Annotated in this window: 17 protein-coding genes and 3 pseudogenes; 14 read left to right on the forward strand and 6 right to left on the reverse strand. The window is 67.5% G+C overall.

Annotated elements, in window-relative coordinates; genetic code table 11:
• Positions 1-9: 9 nt before the first annotated feature.
• From FRANEAN1_RS02135 to FRANEAN1_RS02150, 3 genes are all read left to right on the forward strand, one after another.
• On the forward strand, positions 10-237 hold the full coding sequence (locus FRANEAN1_RS02135) for a DUF433 domain-containing protein (protein WP_041253616.1): 228 nt from the start codon (positions 10-12) through the stop codon (positions 235-237).
• On the forward strand, positions 234-602 hold the full coding sequence (locus FRANEAN1_RS02140) for a DUF5615 family PIN-like protein (protein ID WP_012157881.1): 369 nt from the start codon (positions 234-236) through the stop codon (positions 600-602). The genes FRANEAN1_RS02135 and FRANEAN1_RS02140 overlap by 4 nt, the downstream gene beginning before the upstream one ends.
• A 1,066-nt stretch (positions 603-1,668) precedes the next feature.
• On the forward strand, positions 1,669-2,775 hold the full coding sequence (locus FRANEAN1_RS02150; RefSeq protein ID WP_012157882.1) for an integrase core domain-containing protein: 1,107 nt from the start codon (positions 1,669-1,671) through the stop codon (positions 2,773-2,775).
• 248 nt (positions 2,776-3,023) lie between these two features.
• Here the strand turns inward: FRANEAN1_RS02150 and FRANEAN1_RS40600 are convergent, their stop codons facing one another.
• From FRANEAN1_RS40600 to FRANEAN1_RS02160, 4 genes and pseudogenes are all read right to left on the reverse strand, one after another.
• Complete coding sequence (locus tag FRANEAN1_RS40600) at positions 3,024-3,170, reverse strand: hypothetical protein (protein WP_012157883.1); 147 nt, start codon at positions 3,168-3,170, stop codon at positions 3,024-3,026.
• A 100-nt stretch (positions 3,171-3,270) separates the two neighbouring features.
• Positions 3,271-3,514, reverse strand: a pseudogene (locus FRANEAN1_RS40605) (DDE-type integrase/transposase/recombinase); the annotation flags it as partial.
• A gap of 30 nt (positions 3,515-3,544) precedes the next feature.
• Positions 3,545-3,946: a PIN domain-containing protein gene (locus FRANEAN1_RS02155; protein ID WP_012157884.1), complete on the reverse strand. Its 402-nt coding sequence runs from the start codon at positions 3,944-3,946 to the stop codon at positions 3,545-3,547.
• Entirely contained in the window at positions 3,931-4,188 is a 258-nt protein-coding gene (locus FRANEAN1_RS02160) for a type II toxin-antitoxin system prevent-host-death family antitoxin (protein ID WP_041253618.1), read from the reverse strand. Before FRANEAN1_RS02160 ends, FRANEAN1_RS02155 begins: the two co-directional genes overlap by 16 nt.
• Before the next feature lie 38 nt (positions 4,189-4,226).
• Between FRANEAN1_RS02160 and FRANEAN1_RS02165 the strand changes: the two genes are divergently transcribed.
• The 5 genes and pseudogenes from FRANEAN1_RS02165 (at position 4,227) to FRANEAN1_RS02180 (ending at position 7,041) form a co-directional block, all read left to right on the forward strand.
• Positions 4,227-4,460 (forward strand): hypothetical protein, encoded by a 234-nt coding sequence (locus tag FRANEAN1_RS02165; protein WP_049795563.1) that lies wholly within the window; start codon positions 4,227-4,229, stop codon positions 4,458-4,460.
• Positions 4,435-5,010 (forward strand): RHS repeat-associated core domain-containing protein, encoded by a 576-nt coding sequence (locus tag FRANEAN1_RS02170; protein WP_041253619.1) that lies wholly within the window; start codon positions 4,435-4,437, stop codon positions 5,008-5,010. Before FRANEAN1_RS02165 ends, FRANEAN1_RS02170 begins: the two co-directional genes overlap by 26 nt.
• 254 nt (positions 5,011-5,264) lie before the next feature.
• Complete coding sequence (locus FRANEAN1_RS02175; RefSeq protein ID WP_041253620.1) at positions 5,265-5,756, forward strand: Hint domain-containing protein; 492 nt, start codon at positions 5,265-5,267, stop codon at positions 5,754-5,756.
• Between the two features lie 225 nt (positions 5,757-5,981).
• Positions 5,982-6,101, forward strand: a pseudogene (locus FRANEAN1_RS40610) (IS5/IS1182 family transposase); the annotation flags it as partial.
• 46 nt (positions 6,102-6,147) lie between these two features.
• Positions 6,148-7,041 (forward strand): aldo/keto reductase, encoded by an 894-nt coding sequence (locus tag FRANEAN1_RS02180; protein WP_347177194.1) that lies wholly within the window; start codon positions 6,148-6,150, stop codon positions 7,039-7,041.
• Positions 7,042-7,172: 131 nt separating this feature from the next.
• Here FRANEAN1_RS02180 and FRANEAN1_RS02185 read toward each other — a convergent pair whose 3' ends face one another.
• Complete coding sequence (locus tag FRANEAN1_RS02185; protein ID WP_020458106.1) at positions 7,173-8,159, reverse strand: LacI family DNA-binding transcriptional regulator; 987 nt, start codon at positions 8,157-8,159, stop codon at positions 7,173-7,175.
• Positions 8,160-8,522: 363 nt separating this feature from the next.
• On the opposite strand from FRANEAN1_RS02185, the gene FRANEAN1_RS02190 reads away from it, so the two are divergent.
• The 6 genes from FRANEAN1_RS02190 to FRANEAN1_RS02215 all read left to right on the forward strand — a co-directional run bounded on the left by FRANEAN1_RS02190 (position 8,523) and on the right by FRANEAN1_RS02215 (position 17,432).
• The gene (locus FRANEAN1_RS02190; RefSeq protein WP_157472268.1) at positions 8,523-10,139 is read left to right on the forward strand and encodes an ABC transporter substrate-binding protein; all 1,617 of its coding nucleotides are present in this window, start codon (positions 8,523-8,525) and stop codon (positions 10,137-10,139) included.
• Positions 10,140-10,150: 11 nt separating this feature from the next.
• Complete coding sequence (locus FRANEAN1_RS02195) at positions 10,151-11,092, forward strand: ABC transporter permease (protein ID WP_020458108.1); 942 nt, start codon at positions 10,151-10,153, stop codon at positions 11,090-11,092.
• Positions 11,089-12,882: a dipeptide/oligopeptide/nickel ABC transporter permease/ATP-binding protein gene (locus tag FRANEAN1_RS02200; RefSeq protein ID WP_020458109.1), complete on the forward strand. Its 1,794-nt coding sequence runs from the start codon at positions 11,089-11,091 to the stop codon at positions 12,880-12,882. The genes FRANEAN1_RS02195 and FRANEAN1_RS02200 overlap by 4 nt, the downstream gene beginning before the upstream one ends.
• Positions 12,879-13,718 (forward strand): ATP-binding cassette domain-containing protein, encoded by an 840-nt coding sequence (locus tag FRANEAN1_RS02205; RefSeq protein ID WP_020458110.1) that lies wholly within the window; start codon positions 12,879-12,881, stop codon positions 13,716-13,718. The genes FRANEAN1_RS02200 and FRANEAN1_RS02205 overlap by 4 nt, the downstream gene beginning before the upstream one ends.
• Positions 13,719-14,111: 393 nt before the next feature.
• Positions 14,112-16,139 carry a PKD domain-containing protein gene (locus FRANEAN1_RS02210; protein WP_347176948.1) on the forward strand — a complete coding sequence of 676 codons (2,028 nt, stop codon included), beginning with the start codon at positions 14,112-14,114 and terminating at the stop codon, positions 16,137-16,139.
• 204 nt (positions 16,140-16,343) lie between these two features.
• Complete coding sequence (locus FRANEAN1_RS02215; protein ID WP_020458112.1) at positions 16,344-17,432, forward strand: Gfo/Idh/MocA family oxidoreductase; 1,089 nt, start codon at positions 16,344-16,346, stop codon at positions 17,430-17,432.
• Between the two features lie 6 nt (positions 17,433-17,438).
• Here the strand turns inward: FRANEAN1_RS02215 and FRANEAN1_RS38005 are convergent.
• Positions 17,439-17,576: pseudogene (locus tag FRANEAN1_RS38005) on the reverse strand (LacI family DNA-binding transcriptional regulator); the annotation flags it as partial.
• Positions 17,577-17,616 lie beyond the last annotated feature (40 nt).

The following is a 17,616-nucleotide window of genomic DNA, read 5'->3' on the forward strand; positions in this document are numbered from 1 at the left end:
CTCGTGGCCATGGCCGTCGTCAGCCGCATCACCGCCGATCCCGCGATCATGGCGGGCGCGCCGGCGATTCGCGGTACCCGGGTCACCGTGTCCGCGGTGCTGGGCCAGCTCGCGGCCGGCTCGACGGTCGAGGAGCTGCTCGCCGACTATCCGTCGCTCACCCGCGACGACGTGCTCGCCGCTCTCGCGTTCGCGGCGGAGACAATGCCGCAAGAGCGTCCGTTCATCGCCGCATGAGGTTTCTCGTCGACGAGAACCTCTCACCGCGGGTCGCCGAACTGCTGCGCGACAAGGGCATCGACACAACACACGTCCTCGAGCACGGGCTTGGCGGTTCCCCGGATACCGAGGTCAGCGCGTTCGCCGTCGCCGAGAGACGTTCGATCATCTCGGCCGACAGCGACTTCACGACTCTGCTCGCACTCAGCCGGGGCACCGCTCCCTCGCTGGTCCTGCTCCGATCCGGCGACCAGCTCAAGCCCGACGCACAAGCCGCCCTGCTGCTGGCCAATCTGCCTGCGCTGGAAGCCGACCTCGAACAGGGCGTCGTCATATCGCTCAGCACCACCCACGTACGGGTCCGTCGACTCCCGCTCCGCTGAGTACTGCGCCCCCCGATCCGGCCCGCGGTCTCCGCGCAGATCCCACACTAGGCCGCAATCAACTACGTACCGTAGTCGGGGCGGGCTTTGTGCCCAGAAAGCTATACATGTCTGCCATACCGGTGTGTCGTGCGCCGCACCCGGGCGGCGTGTGTGCGCATTGTGTGCGCGGATGTGCCGGCACGACGCGGCACGCGCCGGCACGTTCCGGCACGTAAATCGCCCTGACCTCGGATTTTGCGGCACGGTGCAACACGTTCCGGTACGCCCGGATACACGGTGGCTCGTCTTGTAATCGAGCGGTTAGGGGTTCGAGTCCCCTCGCCGGCTCCAGACAGATAGCCCCTGACCTGCGGTTTTACAAAGTCAAAGATCATTTTGACAAGATCAAAACGGGTTGGTGTGCGCATGGTGTGCGCATTTCGCGTTGGCGTGCTGGGAACGATCTTGTTTTGGGTGTCGCCTTTGTCTGTCTAGGCCGGGATCTGAGGGCCCGCCACCGCCCCAACGATGGTTACGGTCTGTTACTTTTCTGCGGTTCTGGGGTGGGTGGGGTGCGGTAAGAGCGTTGCGCGTCGGCTGGCGGTGGTTCATCCGCGCACCCTGCCCCGGGGTTACGCTGCGTGGGGATCGGGCGTGCACGGGGCCGTTGGGGGCCGTGGCGCCGCCGTGGACGGGAACGTTCCCGGTGGGGTGGGTGGTCGGTTATCCCGCGGCGCGGTACACGTCAGCGGGCCGCGCCGGGTTCCCGCGGCGTCGGGACGATTCCTGCCGCCACCCGCCGCCGGCTCATTGTCGTCGGCCGTCGCGGTGGAGCCGGTGCTGGTGCGGCGGTCTGTGCTCGCGCCGCCCCGGGCGCCGGTGGTCGACGTGGCGCTGGGCCTGGCCCAGGTCTGGTGTGCCGGCCGCGCTGTGGCCGGCACACCCGCGTTGGCGCACGCGGTGCGGGTTGCGCTCACCCTGGGCCGGGGTGTCCCCGACGCCGCACCTGCTCTGATCGCTGCGGTGCTGCTCCGCGACACCCTGTGGGGCTCCAGAACCCCGATTCGAGCGGTGACCTGCGCGTTTGCCTGCCGGACAGGGCCCACATCGGGCAGGCTGGATGGTCATGGTGTGGTCGTTGCTCTACGCCCTGACACGCAACGCTCTCGGGCTGATGCTGCTCCGGGTCCGTGGGGACACCGCGAAGGACGTCGAGCTCCTCGTCCTGCGGCATCAGGTGGCGGTGTTGCGACGGCAGGTGAACCGCCCGGCCCTGGAACCGGCAGATCGGGTGATCCTCGCAGCCCTGTCCCGGCTGCTACCCCGGGCCGGCTGGGGTTCGTTCTTCGTCACCCCGGCCACCGTGCTGCGCTGGCACCGTGAGCTCCTCGCGCGAAAATGGACCTATCCGCGCAAGACCCCTGGGCGGCCGCCGGTCCGCCGGGAGATCCGTGAGCTGGTTCTGCGTCTCGCGCGGGAGAATCCGACCTGGGGCCACCGCAGGATCCAGGGAGAACTGATCGGGCTGGGCTACCCGGTCGGGGTCGCCACCGTCTGGCGGATCCTGCACCGCGCTGGTGTCGACCCCGCGCCGCGGCGGGCTGACGCCTCTTGGCGTACGTTCCTGTCCGCGCAGGCCTCCGGCCTGCTGGCCTGCGATTTCTTCATGGTGGACACTGTGTTCCTGCAGCGGATCTACGTGTTCTTCGTCGTCGAACACGCCACGCGCCGTGTTCATGTTCTCGGGGTCACGAAGCATCCGACCTCGGCGTGGGTCACCCAGCGTGCGCGGAACCTGCTGATGGATCTCGACGAGCGTTGCCACCGGTTCCGGTTCCTGATCCGTGACCGCGACATGAAGTTCACGGCTTCCTTCGACGCTGTCTTCATCGGGGCCGGTATCGACGTGGTACGCACACCCCCGCAAGCTCCGAAGGCGAACGCGATCGCGGAACGCTGGGTCGGCACCGCCCGCCGCGAATGCACCGACAGACTGCTGATCGTCTCCGAACGACACCTGACGTCAGTCCTCACCACCTACGCCGAGCACTTCAACACCCACCGGCCTCACCGCTCCCTCGGCCAGCACCCACCCGACTCGCCACCCGTGGTCGCCCCGACGTTGGAGTCCACCGTCCGTCGCACACGCATCCTCGGCGGCATGATCAACGAATATCGCAACGCCGCCTGACACCTCCCCCGGAAGAGCGCATCAACCGCAAAAGACCAGTTCACAGGCCGAATCAGGATTCGGGAGCCCCACACGATCCCGTGACCGGTGAGATCCGGCGGATCAGGCTGGTCACGGACAACGGGCCGGGGTTCCGCGGGACCGCGTTCGCTCGGTTCCTCATCCGGACCCGGCGCCGCAGCCCGGGCCAGAACGGCGTCCGTGAACGTGGCCGTAGGAGCGGGAAGCCGGCGCGGCCGTGCGAGGGCCTACCAGTCCGCGACGGAGGCGTCGGGGACGAAGAGGTCGGGAAGGGCTCCCATGAGGTCGGGATCGAAGAGGTCCTGGACCTCGTCCCAGAAGAGAAGATCCTCGTTGAGGAGGGCCAGATCCCCTTCGACCAGCCCGGCCGCCACCGCCGCGTCCTGTTCACCGACCTGCTGACCTACCAGGAGCGGCGCCGCGCCGAACGCCGAGCCGCGCTGGACCGGATGAACGAGGATGCCAGCGGGGCGGGACTGTCTGGACCGAGCGCAGGGCGTTTCAGCCCGCGCATCGGCCGGAGTTGTGCTTTCCGGCGGCCGTGGTGGCTTCGATCCGGTTGTTCTCCCGGGCGGCGTCGACGTGGCAGGCTTCGGACAGCAGCTAAGTCGAGGATCCTCGGGTAGACCGGTGCCTGGCCGGTCGTGACCTCGACCGGCCGGCGCCCCTGCGTCGGCGCCCGAACGAAGAATCGCCGGGCAGTCACCTGGTCGCGGCGGCGACACACTTCCTGGAGCGGTTGCGAGCTTCACGGGGTGTCGACGGCGAGGATGCCGGGAAGCTCCGCGAAGCCGGCCTTGAGGTCGCGAGTCACGACAGTGCGTCCGGTCTCGGCGGCGTGAGCGGCGATGATGAGATCGTGTGCGCCACGCCGGGCGCCGGTTCTGCGTACATGGGCGATGAGGCGGGCGTGGTGGACCGCTGTCGCGTGGGTGTAGGCGAGGACGTCGACCACGCTTTCGATCGCGGCCAGAGCACGTGCCCGCGAGGCGGCGCGTTCGACGGTGTCGGCCAGTTCGATCCCGACTCGGTACTCGGCGATGGTGATCGCGGCGACAGCGAGTTCGTCGTCGTCGAGGGCTGACCGGTCGATCGTGCCGCGCTCGTAGGCGATCAGGACGTTGGTGTCGAGAATCAGGCGTCGGCCCACGGGTCACCACGCTCGGCATCCAGCAGGCCCACCGCCGTCGCGATGTCGTCTTCGAATCGGTCGTCGGGTGCTGGGATGTCGGCGAGGGCCGCACGGAGGTCCGCGCCGGTTCGCCTGCGGGCGGGTCCGATTTCGGCGACGGGATGGTTGCCCCGGGTGATCGTCACGGTTTCGCCGCGCTCGATGGCGTCGAGCAGGTCGGAGAAGCTCCGGGATGCCTCGGTGGCGGTCATCGTCCGCATGTACCCATCCTATCTGATAATCAGATTCGGCTCCTCTGGTGTCGGCCCGAGTCGACGATGCCCTCGTCGAAGGCTGGGAAGACCTCGAGGCCGGGTTCACGCTGCCCGGCTCCGACGACCGCCACGTCGTCGCGACCGCCGTCCGTGACGGCGCGCACGCCATCGTCACCGCGAACCTCGTCGACTTCCCCACGTCGACGCTCGGCCCGCTCGGCCTGCGGGCGACCCGCCACCGACTACTCGTCGTTGTTCTCCCGCGACCCCGACGGTGATCTGGTCGCGGTCGGTACCTCGGCCGGGAACTGGGCCACCCTCACCGACACCCACGGCGATCTCGTCGCCGCCTTCACCACCACCGGCACCCTCACCGACAGCCGCAGCTACGACCCGTTCGGTGAACCCGTCGTCGCGGGGAACCCGGCCGTGCATGTCGGCTTCCAGGGCAGCTGGACCGATCCGGACACCGACCGGGTCTCCGCCCAGGCCCGCTGGTACACCCCGGGCACCGGCACGTTCGCCAGCCGTGACACGGCGAACCTGCCCATCAGCGGTACCGCCGCCGCCAACCGTTACACCTACGCCGACGCGAACCCGCTGACCTACAACGACCCCACCGGTTTCTTCGCCGACCCCATCGCCGGCGCTCTCCGCCTCGACAGATTTCCCAGCCCCATCGTTTACAGGGCCGCCCCCGCCACCCATGGTCCTGAAGCCGGAGGCGCAGCGCCAGATCACGGACAGGTTCTGGGCCGGCGTCAACGCCGCCCTCGCCCCATGCAGAGGGCTCGGATCAAACCGGCCCCCCGCGTCCCCCGGCCCTGAGCGCGGAGGCGCAGCGCCAGATCGCCCGGATGGGAGCGGACAAGTTCTGGGCCGGCGTCAGAGCCTCCCTCGCCGGGGTGAAACCACCCGCCCCGGCACGCGGCTACACTTTCGATCCCTCCCGCGCCTCGCAGGACGACCTGAACCGCACCCTGGCGCGCGGGAGCGCAGCAAACCCCACAGTGTGCAGCGCTCAGTGCCCAGGCAGCACCGTCAGCGGCGGCCTTTCTCGCGATCGTTGCGGCGACGCTTGCATGTACATAGGCGTCGGTGCCGGCATCGCCGCCATAGCCGGCGTCACCGTGCTGACCGATGGTCTCATCGCGGCACCGGAAGGCGCTGCCGCCGGTGGTCTCGGCCGCGCCGTCCGCGGCTGCACCGGCCGCAACAGTTTCGACGGCGCCACCGGCGTCCTCATGGCCGACGGAACCCACAAACCCATCCGCGACGTCCATGTCGGTGACCAGGTCCTCGCCACCGACCCCACCACCGGCCGCACCGAACCCCACACCGTCACCAACCTGATCATCGGCACCGGCGACAAACACCTCGTCGACATCACCCTCGACACCCCCGGCCCCGATGCCACCCTCACCGCCACCGACCACCACCCCTTCTGGGACGAAACCGACCACACCTGGGTCGACGCCGACGACCTCACCACCACCAACCGCCTCCGCACCCCCACCGGTACCCTCCTCGCGGTAGTCGCCTGTGGGGTGCCAGAAGTCGGCCTGAGCCTGTGACCTGGGGCGATGCGCCGGCGCGGGGTCGGCCGCATGATGGTCAACTATGTCCGTGCGCCTGCTGTACCTGATCTTCGTTCGGGTCTGTGGCTGGCTGGTTCTACTCGGTCGCTCGTCGGCCGCCAAGGACTTGGAATTGCTGGTGCTACGGCATGAGGTCACGGTGCTGCGCCGTACCCAGCCCAGGCCCCGGTGGGACTGGGCGGACCGGGCGGTCCTCAATCAAACAAGATCAAGGAATGGCGGGGTCTGGCCACCCGCTACGACAAGACACCCGAAAGCTACGCCGCAGGACTCCACCTGCGCGGATCCATCCTCTGGCTACGCAGCCTGCCAACCCCATGATCCGAACTTGGAACAGACCCTAGGTACCGACGGACCCGAGGTTCCCGTGGTCTGCGTCGGAACGAGCCCGCTGGGCGGGCTCCCGACAATCTACGGCTATGACGTCGAGGCGGGGCAGGCGGTGGCGACGATTCGCCGCGTGTTGGAGTCACCGATCGACTTCATCGACACCTCGAACGAGTACGCGAACGGCGAAAGCGAGCGGCGCATCGGCGAGGCGTTGCGCAGCGCGGCAGGGGGTCCCGGCAATGTCGTGCTCGCGACCAAGGCAGATCCCGCGCTGTGGGCCACGGAGTTCCCCGGCAGCCGAGTGCGGGAATCGTTCCGGGAGAGCACCGAGCGGCTCGGGGTTGATCGGTTCGAGGTGTTCTACCTGCACGACCCGGAGCGCTTCGATTTCGGGTACATGACGGCCCCCGGAGGTGCGGTCGAGGCGATGGTGCAGCTGCGTACCGACGGCCTGGCCACGGCAATCGGCGTGGCCGGCAGTGACATCAGCGAGATGCGCCGCTACGTCGACCTCGGCGTCTTCGACGTCATCCTGAACCACAACCGGTATACACTTCTTGATCGTTCTGCGGACGCCCTCATCGACCACGCGGTCAACGCCGGCCTGTCCTTCATTAATGCCGCACCGTATGCCAGCGGCATGCTCGCGAAGCAGGTCTCGGCCCGTCCGAGGTATCAATATCGCGCGCCATCGCCCGAGATCGTCCGCACCACCGCGTGGTTGCACCAGGAGTGCGCCCGGTTCCACGTGCCGCTCGCGGCACTCGCCCTCCAGTTCTCGACACGCGATCCTCGGATCAGCTCGACGGTCGTCGGCGTATCAGCTCCGGAGCGTGTGGATGAACTCGTGGAGAACGAGCAGCGTGAGATCCCGTCGGAGCTGTGGGACTCCGTGCGCGAGCGGCTGGTGTTGCCGCCCACAGTGACGTAACGGTATGGCGGTGCTATGCGGGACGTCCGGCGGCGTGACCACCCGCATGCGATGAGGCCCATCGGACCTCTACGTGCCCCGGCCCCAGTTCGCAACAGCCCTGCTCGGCGCCTTCGACCATGCAGATCATCTCAGGTGGTTTCTCGTCGTATGAGGGTGGCGTTGATGTCGGCTGGCCCCGGCGGTTCCTTTTCTACTCCGAGGGTGTGGAGGACGGCTCGGGCGGTGCGCCGGCCCATGCCGGCCGCGTCCACGCGCACGCTGGTCAGCGTCGGGAGGTACAGCCGGGCAAGGGGGCTGTCGTCATGGCCGACCACGGCGAGCCGCTCGGGCACCGGCACGCCGCCACGGACCGCCGCGCGAACCACATGGGCCGCGACATTGTCGTTGAAGGCCACGACACCAGTGACGGCCGCCGCCAGCCAGCCCTGGACGACGGCGGCGACCCCGTCATCGGTGTCGGCGATCAACTGTTCGTCGATCACCTCGATACCGAGTTCCCGTCCGCGTTCCCGGACCTCGGCGGCGCGCGCCGCGACGAGCCCCGCAAGCCGGGGGTCGCTCGAGCCGGCGAAGACCAGTCGGGTGTGCCCCAGTTCATGGAGGTGCTGGACCTGCAGTGCTGTCCCGATCCGGCTGATCGGTGACTGTTCGGGGGCCAGTGCCCCGCCCGCCAGGGCCCGCGGGGCGGAGGCCGGGCGCAGCGCCGCGAGTTCCTCGTCCGTGAGGGGCGCGACCGGGACGACCAGGTCGGCGTCGAGCGCCTCCCACAGGGGGCGGGCCTGACTGCCGGTCTGATGGGTTCCCGCGGTCAGGGTGTAGCCGGCGGCGTTGAGGACGTTCGCTGCTCCCTTCAGATACTCGCCGGTGGTGTGGTCTCCGACGGGCCAGTCAGGCAGCAGGAACAGGATGACCCGGCTGCTTCCCCCGGCGAGGGACCGAGCCGCCGCGTGCGGGCGATACCCGAGCCGCTCGGCCTCGGCGAGCACCTTCTTCCGCGTTGCCTCGGAGATGGACTGGCCAGGCGTCTGGTTCAGGACATAGCTCACAGTGACGCGAGAGACGCCCAGCGCCCGCGCGACGTCACTCGCCGTGACCCCTCGGGGACGAGTACCCATGGCAGCGCTTCCCTCCCAAAGACCGCCACCATGCTACTTGTGCGCGTAAGGGGCATGGTTTAACGTGAGAAACCTTACGCGCGTAAGCAACGACGAAGGCATGCACGCCTCAGTAGCCCGCGGCGGGGCGCCGACCCGCCCTCCGCGGGTCACAATCCTTTTCCACCCCAAACAGAAGGCAGCAAGTGATCGAGGCTCCGAGCAGTGGCCGCTGCGATCGAGCCGTGGAGCCCAGCGGTCGGAGCCGCTCGCCTCGCCGCCCGTAGTGGGTGAGCAGCATGTCGCTGGCGACTCCCCACCTCATCGGGATCGTCGCGGGTCTGAGTTCCACCGGCTCCGACGTGGACCTGTGAACAACAGTCCATGTCTCTGGTCGCTACCCAAGTCACTTCTTGCAGAGAAGAGGATCTTATGATAGACGGCGCATTATCCCGCAGGCAGGTACTCGGCGCCGCACTCGCTACGGTGGCACTCGCCGGCGCGAGTTCGTGCGCCGGCGAGGAACAATCGTCCGGCGACGGTGGCAGCGGACGGCCGTCCGCGTCGCGCGAACAGACATTGTCCCTTGCCATCCAGGCCACTCCGAATTCCTTCGATCCCGCTGAACTGACAAGCGGCCAGTCCTCGTTCGTGTGGAGCGCCCTCTACGACACCCTGATATGGAAGGACAATAAGGGCAAGTTACAGCCCAACGCGGCAGAGAGCTGGAACTACTCCGACGGCGGGCGCACACTGACATTGAAGCTGCGCAAGGGAATGTCCTTCAGCTCGGGTGCCCCGGTGAACGCGGTCGCGGTGAAGACCACCCTCGAGCGGAGCAAGAACACGCCAGGATTCACCGACCAAGTCCTCGGCGCGCTCGAATCGGTCGACGCGCCCGACGACCGCACCGTCGTCCTCCGACTCTCCCATCCGGACGGCGCACTGCTGGACTCGCTGGCAGTGAGCGGCGCGGGCGTGATCGGCGATCCAGCGACGCTGAACGACAAACGTACCGCGCTGAACCCGGTCGGTTCGGGCCCATACGTCCTGAACACCGGACAGACGGTGAACGGATCGACCTACGTGCTCGATCGCCGCGAGGACTACTGGAACGTTCAGGCGTACCCGTTCAAGACCGTCAAAATCTCGGTCATCCGGGACCGAACCGCTGCCCTCAACGCCCTGCAGGCGGGTGAGGTCAACGCCGGTACCGTCGAGGTGACAAACGTGGACCGGCTGCGGGCGGCCGGCTTTGACGCCGCCGTCGTCGAGGCCCACTCGCTGGCCTCGCTGGTTCTCGCCGACCGTACAGGGGAGTCGCTCAAACCGCTGGGCGATCCACGGGTCCGGCAAGCCATCAACATGGCGTTCGACCGCGAGAAGATCGTCGAACAGCTGCTCAGGGGCTCGGGTAAGCCGACCGAGCAGGTGTTCAACCCCAAGGACCCGGCGTATGACCCGGCACTGAACACGACGTACGCCTACGATCCACAGCGCGCGAAGAGACTGCTGGCCGAGGCCGGATATCCCAACGGATTCTCGGTAACGATGCCGGAATTTTTCTTAGCCAAGTCGTTCGCACCGACAATCACCCAGTCCCTGGCCGCTATCGGAATCACGACGACGTGGGAACCGGTTCCCCCACAGCAGACCGACGCGGCGATCAGCTCGAAGAAATATCCGGCGTTCTTCCTAATTGCCGGGCTGGAGACGACTGCGGGTGACGCGTCCAGATATTTCTCCAAGGACGGAGCGTTCAACCCCTTCCACGCGGAGGATCCGGACCTCACGCCACAGGTGGAGCAGGCGACTCAGACAATTGATCCGCGGCAGGCAGCCGATGCCTACAGGCATGTCAACGCCACCGCGGTCCGGGATGCGTGGAACGCCCCCCTCTTCTACGTCGCGGTCCACTGGGTAACCAAAAAAGGCATCACCTATCTCGGTGACGGCTCGCTGACGTTCAACACCGTTCGCGCCTTCGGCCTGTCCGGATAACGGAGAACACCTTGCTAGCCTATGTACTCCGGCGGCTCGGCGCAGGTGTGGTGCTCGCTCTCCTCGTCACATTGATCACGTTCTTCCTGCTGAGCCTTTCGTTCGACAGCGTGGTCAGGAGCCTCCTTGGCCCCAGCGCGACGCCCGAGACGCTGCATGCACGCAAAGCTCAGATGGGGCTCGATCGGCCGGTCTTGGTCCAGTATCTCGACTGGCTGGCCCACGCAGCGCGAGGCGACCTCGGCGTCTCGTACTTCACCAGCGAGCCGGTCGTCCAGGCCGTGCCGACGCGGCTGGGCGTCACCCTGTCCGTCATCGTCGTCGCACTGATCCTCACGGCCCTCATCAGTGTCATGCTCGGTGTGCTGGCGGCCAGCCGTGGTGGTGTCGTCGACCGCGTAGCCCAGGGAGCCTCGCTCGTCGGCCAGCTCGTACCTCACATGCTGATCGCGATCATCCTGGTCACCGTGCTCGCCATCAACCTGAAGCTGCTCCCCCCCACCGGTTTCACGCATCTCACCGACGACCCGGGCCGCTGGGCGGCCACCATCACCATTCCGGTGATCACCCTGACGGTGGCCAGTATCGCCAATGCGACGGCGCAGGTCCGCGGCGCCATGGTCGACGAGCTGAGCAAGGACTACATCCGCACCCTACGTACCCGCGGAATCTCGTCCCGGTCAATCCTGCTACGCCACGCGCTACGAAACGCGGCGGGTCCCGCGCTCACCGTGCTGTCCCTGGAATTCATCACGATGTTCGGCGGCGTTCTCATCCTCGAGAACATCTTCGCCCTGCCGGGCTTCGGAACCTATGCGTTCAACGCCTCCCTGCAGGGCGACGTCCCGATCATCATGGGAGTCACCCTGTTCGCGGTGCTGCTCATCGTCACCGTCAACCTCGTCGTCGACCTCGTGAACGGATGGCTCAACCCGAAGGCGAGAATCCATTGACCACGCCGGCATCAGGGACCGACACCACCAAGCGCAGGTCGACGCTGCGCCGACTATGCAAGGACCCGCAGGCAGTCGTCACGTCGAGTGTCCTGCTGATCATCGCACTGCTCGGCGCGCTGGCTCCACTACTCACGTCGCACGGCCCGAACGAAGCCTCGCTGGATGCGATCGACGCCGACGTCAGCACCCCGGGCTACCCACTCGGTGGTGATCAGAGCGGTCGGGACATCTTTGCGCGACTGCTCGGTTCCATCAATACGAGCATGGTCTCCGCCCTGATCGGAACGACTGTCGCATTGACGATCGGCGTCACTGGTGGTCTCATCGGCGGCTACTTCGGGCACCGGATCAGGGGCTTCACCGAATGGGTGTTCAACCTGGTGATGACCTTCCCGGGCCTACTGCTGTTGATCATTCTTATGCCTGTGACCAAAGGTGACTACCGCATCACGATGATGATCTTCGGGGTGTTGCTGTCGCCCGGTGTCTACCGGATCGTGCGCAATCAGGTTCTGAGTGTGCGCAACGAGTTGTTTGTCGACGCCGCGCGTGTCTCCGGGCTGTCCAGCCCGAGGATCCTCCGGCGGCACATCCTCGCCGCGGTCCGCGGTCCCGTCATCATCGCCACCGCATTCCTCTTAGGAGCCTCCATCGGAGTGCAGGCGGGCTTGGCCTTCCTGGGCGTCGGACGGAGCTCAGTGCCCAGTTTCGGCTCCATGATCGCCGCCGGGTTCGAGAGTCTGTACGTCGAACCACTGCAAATCGTGTGGCCCAGCGTCATGCTCGGCCTCATCACGGCCTCGCTGGTTCTGTTCGGCAACGCGGTGCGGGACACGCTAGGAGCGTCGCGGCGCCGACCGCGCAAGATCCACCCATCCGCGCCGGCCCGGCCGGAGAAACCCGACCCGTCCGACGATGCACCTCCCGGACTCCTGGAGGTGCGGAATTTGACGATCGCCTACCCCTCCCCGTCCGGCGAACCGCGCGAGGTGGTCCGTGGGGTCACCCTGAGCCTGCAGCCGGGTGAAACCCTCGGCGTCGTCGGCGAGTCCAGCGCGGGCAAGACCCAGATCGCTTTCGCTGCCCTCGGCGTGCTGCCGCCGGGTGCGACGATCACCTGCGGGTCCATCACGTTCGACGGCCGCGAACTGCTCGGGCGGACCGAGCGTGAGCTGCGCGGTATCCGCGGCAGATCCATCGCGTACGTGCCGCAGGAGCCGATGTCGAACCTCGATCCCTGCACCACCGTGGGGGCGCAGCTCGTCGAGGGTGTACAGGCGTCCACGCCGATGGCGCGGCGCGCCGCCCGCGAGCGGGTGCTCGCCCTGCTGGGCCGTGTCGGCATCCCGGATCCGAAACGCACCTTCAACTCCTATCCACACCAAATCTCCGGTGGCATGGCGCAGCGCGTGCTCATCGCCGGTGCCGTGGCCAGCCGACCTCGGATACTCATCGCCGACGAGCCGACGACCGCGCTCGATGTCACGATCCAAGCGGACATCCTCGACCTGCTGCGGGACCTCCAACAGGAACTGAACATGGCCGTCTTGCTCGTGACACACAACTTCGGCGTGGTGGCCGACCTGTGCGACCGCGTCGCCGTCATGCGAAGAGGCGAGATCGTCGAGATGGGGACCGCGCTCGACATCCTTGGCGAACCGCAACACGAGTACACCCGGATGCTGCTCGCCTCCATCCTCGATGGGAGCACAACACGCACCGACGCGCCGAGCGGGGAAATATCCGCCCGCGACAGCGTGGCGGTGCAGGTCGGAGAAGCGCGATGACCTCCCTGCTCGAGGTGAGCGAACTGCGCGTCGCCTATCCGCGCCGCGGCTTCCGCGCCCGCCCGCGTGAGGTGTTACACGGTGTATCCTTGACCATCGGCGCCGGCGAAACTCTCGGCGTCGTGGGTGAATCCGGCTCGGGCAAGACCACAGTCGGCCGCGCCGTACTCGGCCTGGTGAGGCCGGACGGCGGGCGGATTCTTTTCCAGGGCAGGGACGTCACCTACGCTTCCGCGAAGGAACGCCGGGCACTCGCACGCACCCGACAAGTGGTGTTCCAGGATCCCTACAGTTCGCTCAGCCCGTCGCTCACGATCGGCGATATCCTCTGCGAGCCACTCCTGGTCCAAGGCCTTCCAGCGCGCGAGGCCAGAGCGCACGTACGCGCGCTGCTGGACATGGTGCGACTACCCAAGGACGCATTGGAACGCCTCCCTCGCGAATTCAGCGGCGGCGAGCGGCAGCGGGTCGCGATCGCCCGCGCGCTGGCCCCCGAACCAAAACTGATCGTCTGCGACGAACCGGTCTCCGCACTCGACGTCTCGACGCAGGCGCGGGTGCTGGACCTGTTCATCGACATCCAACGCCGCACCGGAGTGGCGTATCTGTTCATCTCACACGACCTCGCGGTCATCCGGCACGTCAGCCACCGGGTAAGCGTGGTCTACGGCGGCGACATCGTCGAAACCGGCCCGGCCGACGTCGTGACCTCCACACCGGAAGATCCTTACACCCGGCGGCTGCTGCTCGCCGCCCCGGTCGCCGACCCAATCGAACAGCGGAGACGCCGGGAGCTGCGGCGGCATCTCGCTGAACAGGTGAGTACCCCGTCATAGGCACAGAAAACCGAAGCCGCACTTCCGGACCGGGCAACAGCGAGCGCCGCGGCCGCCAGGCCTAGTCGCGTGGCCCGAGCGTGCTCCCATCGGTCGATGCCGCCCGCCGTCGTCCGGCGACATCGAGCGGTACGGCGTAGTCCCCGGCGTGGATTCACCTGATCCACAACGACCTGGCCGCTCCAACCTCATTGAGTTGTTCGGGCGGCCATGACCGCAGGTCCCGCGACCAGAAAGGTAGGTACAGGGATGCCCATGCCGAACCTGAGGATGACAGGTACAGGAAGGGGCCGACGCGCAGCTCCGGCACGTACAGCGGGCCAAGCGGACCCGCCGCTGCCGTTACCGCGTCGGCGCAGGCGGGCGGCGCCTACGGCGCTGGCGTTCGCCGCGGTGCTCGCGGTCGGCGTCACGTCGCTGGTCGGCGTGTCGGCGGCCGGCGCGGCTGACGCGCCGGACTGCCAGCCCCGGACGTCCGGTGGGCCGCTGTTCGTGACCGCGACGTGTGTGGACCCCGCGCTCAACCAGCCGTACACCGACATCGATGAGCAGCGGACCACCACTGACCCCAAGACGAACGTCACGGTGACCTATCGTTACATTCACGGAGGCTTCACGGGTACGAACGCGAAGTTCTCCCTTTACTTTCCGGCGGCGGCGCAGTACCAGGGTCGGTTCTTCGAGTCCACCTACCCCACGGTGACGCAAGAGGACGCCACACCGGACGTCATCGCCTTCGCCATCTCGAACGGCGCGTACGTCGTGTCCACCAATAACGGTGGCGGTGTCGCGGCGGCCGGTGGCCTCGGGGGGTACCGCATCAATGCGGCGTCGGCGAAGTACTCCCGGGTCGTCGCGGCGCGTGTGTACCATGGGATGGCCCGTCCACGCGGATACATCTACGGTGCCAGCGGCGGGGCCTACCAGACCCTCGGCGCGATGGAGAACACCGACGGCGTGTGGGACGGCGGGGTGCCGATGGTGCCCGGCGTCCCCAACGGGATCCCGAGCTTCCAGGCCTCACAATCTCTCGCGCTGCGGGTACTTGCCGACAAGCTCCCACAGATCGCCGACGCGGTAGCGCCCGGCGGCAGCGGCGACCCATATAAGGGACTGAACCCGACGCAGCGACAGGTCCTCCAGGAGGTGACCCGCCTTGGATTCCCGCTGCGCGGGTGGTGGCAGTACGCGACGCTGAACGGCGGGTCGTTTTCCGTCGTGGCCCGCACCGTCCGCGCGGTGGACCCCTCGTACGTCAACGACTTCTGGGCAGCCCCTGGCTATGAGGGCAGCAGCGACGCGGCGGTCAAGGCAGCCCGCGTCCAGTACGACACGACGGTCACGGGCCTGGTCGGAAGCCCAACCAGTGCGTTGACGCTGTCCGGCGTGCCCGGCGGCGACGTCAGCGGGGCCGACCTTGTCGTCACGAGCGGCGCGGCTGCCGGCAAGTCGGTACCGATCGGTACCGTGACCGGTACCACCGTCGGTTTCGGGTTCGGCGCCGATCCGGCGGTGACGGGCGCCATCAAGCCCGGTGACGAGGTGCGTATCGACAACTCGTGGCTCCTCGCTCTGCAGTACTACCAGCGTCACCAGGTCCCCTCCTCGGACCAGTACGGCTGGAACCAGTACCGCGGCCCGAATGGTGACCCGCTCTACCCACAGCGTCCGATCCTGGTGGGGCCACTCCTTGCGGCGGGTGCCGGCGGCGCGGCCCCAACCGGGCACTTCAACGGCAAGATGATCATGCTCGCATCCACCATGGACACCCAGGCCTATCCCTGGTCGGCCGACTGGTACCACAAGCAGGCGTCAACCGCGCTGGGCGGGAAGCTGGCCGACAGTTATCGGCTGTGGTACATGGACAACGCCGAACACGGCCCGGACCTCGCCGACTACACCAGCGCGATCCCCGGCGCGGCTGCCCACATCGTTGGCTATACAAGTGCGCTGAACCAGGCCCTCCTCGACCTCGACGCCTGGGTTGTCCGCGGAACGCGGCCACCGGCCAGCACCACTTACACCGTCGACGGGAACACTCAGATAAACCTGCCGGCTGCCGCCGCCCAGCGCAATGGCGTTCAGCCTGTGGTCACCCTGTCGGCGAACAACGCCAACAGCGGACACCCCATCGACGTCCGCGTAGGACAGCAAGTCACGTTTTCGGTGCAGGCCCAGGTACCACCGGGCGCCGGAAAGATCGTGCGTACGGAATGGGACTTTCTGGGTGCTGGCGACTACCCGATCACCGCGACCAACCAACCCATTGAGGCAGCCGAGAAGCTCCGGGCCACCTACAGCTACTCGAAGCCCGGAACATACTTCCCCGTAGTTCGGGTCACCTCCCAACGAGACGGCAACTCTCACACTCCCTACGGCCTGATCCAAAACCTCGCCGCCGTGCGCATCGTGGTCCACTAACAGCGATCCGCTCATCGAGGCAGCATCACCAGACGAGCTAGCCGGCGGCCCACCGCTGTGGCTTTGCCGCAGCGGTGGGCCGCCATCTGTGGTGGTCTGCTCGCGGCGACGACGCCAACGGCGTGTCGGAGCTGGACCTCGCTACCGGAATATCCGCGGCGGTAGTCCGCCGGCCGCGCGCGCACCAGGAATCGAGGATCTGTCATGTCGTTCCGCTGGGCGATCGCGGGCACCGGCGCCATCGCACACCAGTTCGCCGCCGCGCTGGGCCGCTTGCCCGACGCCGAGCTCGTGGCGGTCGGCTCCCGCCGCCAGCAGACGGCTGACGCGTTCGGCGAACGGTTCGGCATCCCGCGCCGGCGCAGGTACAGCTCATACGAGCGGCTCGCCGCCGACGACGGTGTCGATGTCGTCTACGTGGCCTCCCCGCACTCCCACCATCACCGTCACACCCTGCTGTTCCTGAGCGCGGGGCGGGGTGTGCTGTGCGAGAAGCCGTTCGCGCTTGACGCCGAGCAGGCCGCCGAGATGGTGGTTGCCGCCCAAACCCATGGGCAGTTCCTGATGGAAGCCATGTGGAGCCGCTTCCTGCCTGCCTACGTCAAGATCCGGGAGTTGGTCGCCGCAGGCGCCATCGGCACCGTCCTGGCCGTCGAGGGTGACTTCGGATTCCCCCGCCCGGTGGATCCCGCCAACCGGGTGTTCGATCTCGCCCAGGGCGGCGGCGCGCTGCTCGACCTGGGCGTCTATCCGGTGTCGCTGGCCAGCATGCTGCTGGGCGAACCCGACCGGGTGGTGGCACTCGGCCAGCTCGGCGAGACCAGCGTCGACGAGCAGGTCGCCGTCCTGATGGGCTACCACACGGGCGCGGTGGCTGTCGCGAAGGCATCCCTGCGCGCGAGTCTCGCCTGCACCGGCCGGGTCTCCGGCACGGAGGGCAGCATCGAACTCGCCACGTTCATGCACTGCCCGGACAACCTGACCGTCCGACGGAAGTCCGGCACCCAACGGCTATACCTGCCCGCTGACAGTGACGTCACTGCCACCGACGCCACTGCCACCGCCGGTGATATCGACGGTGCCGACCGCCGGAACCATCGGGACCGGGCGGCCGGCGGCGGGCTACATCACCAAATCCGTCACGTGCACTTCCGGTTACAGGCCGGCCACCTCGACAGCGACATCATGTCCCAGGCCGAATCCGTGTCGGTGATGCGGACACTCGATGCAGCCCGGGCCCAGATCGGTCTGCGCTACCTGGCCACCCTGATGGATGGTAGCCGGCAGAGTTGAGGACGCTCGATACCCGAGCCGCTCAGCCTCGGTGAACACCCTCTTCCTGGTCGCCTCCGAGATGGTCTGGCCAGGAGTGCCATTCAGGACATAGCTCACGGTCACGCGAGAGACGCCCAGCGCCCGCGCGACGTCGCTCGCCATGACCCCCCGGGGGGCGGGCACCCATGACAGCACTTCCCTC

This window comes from Parafrankia sp. EAN1pec (assembly GCF_000018005.1).
Lineage (GTDB): Bacteria > Actinomycetota > Actinomycetes > Frankiales > Frankiaceae > Parafrankia > Parafrankia soli.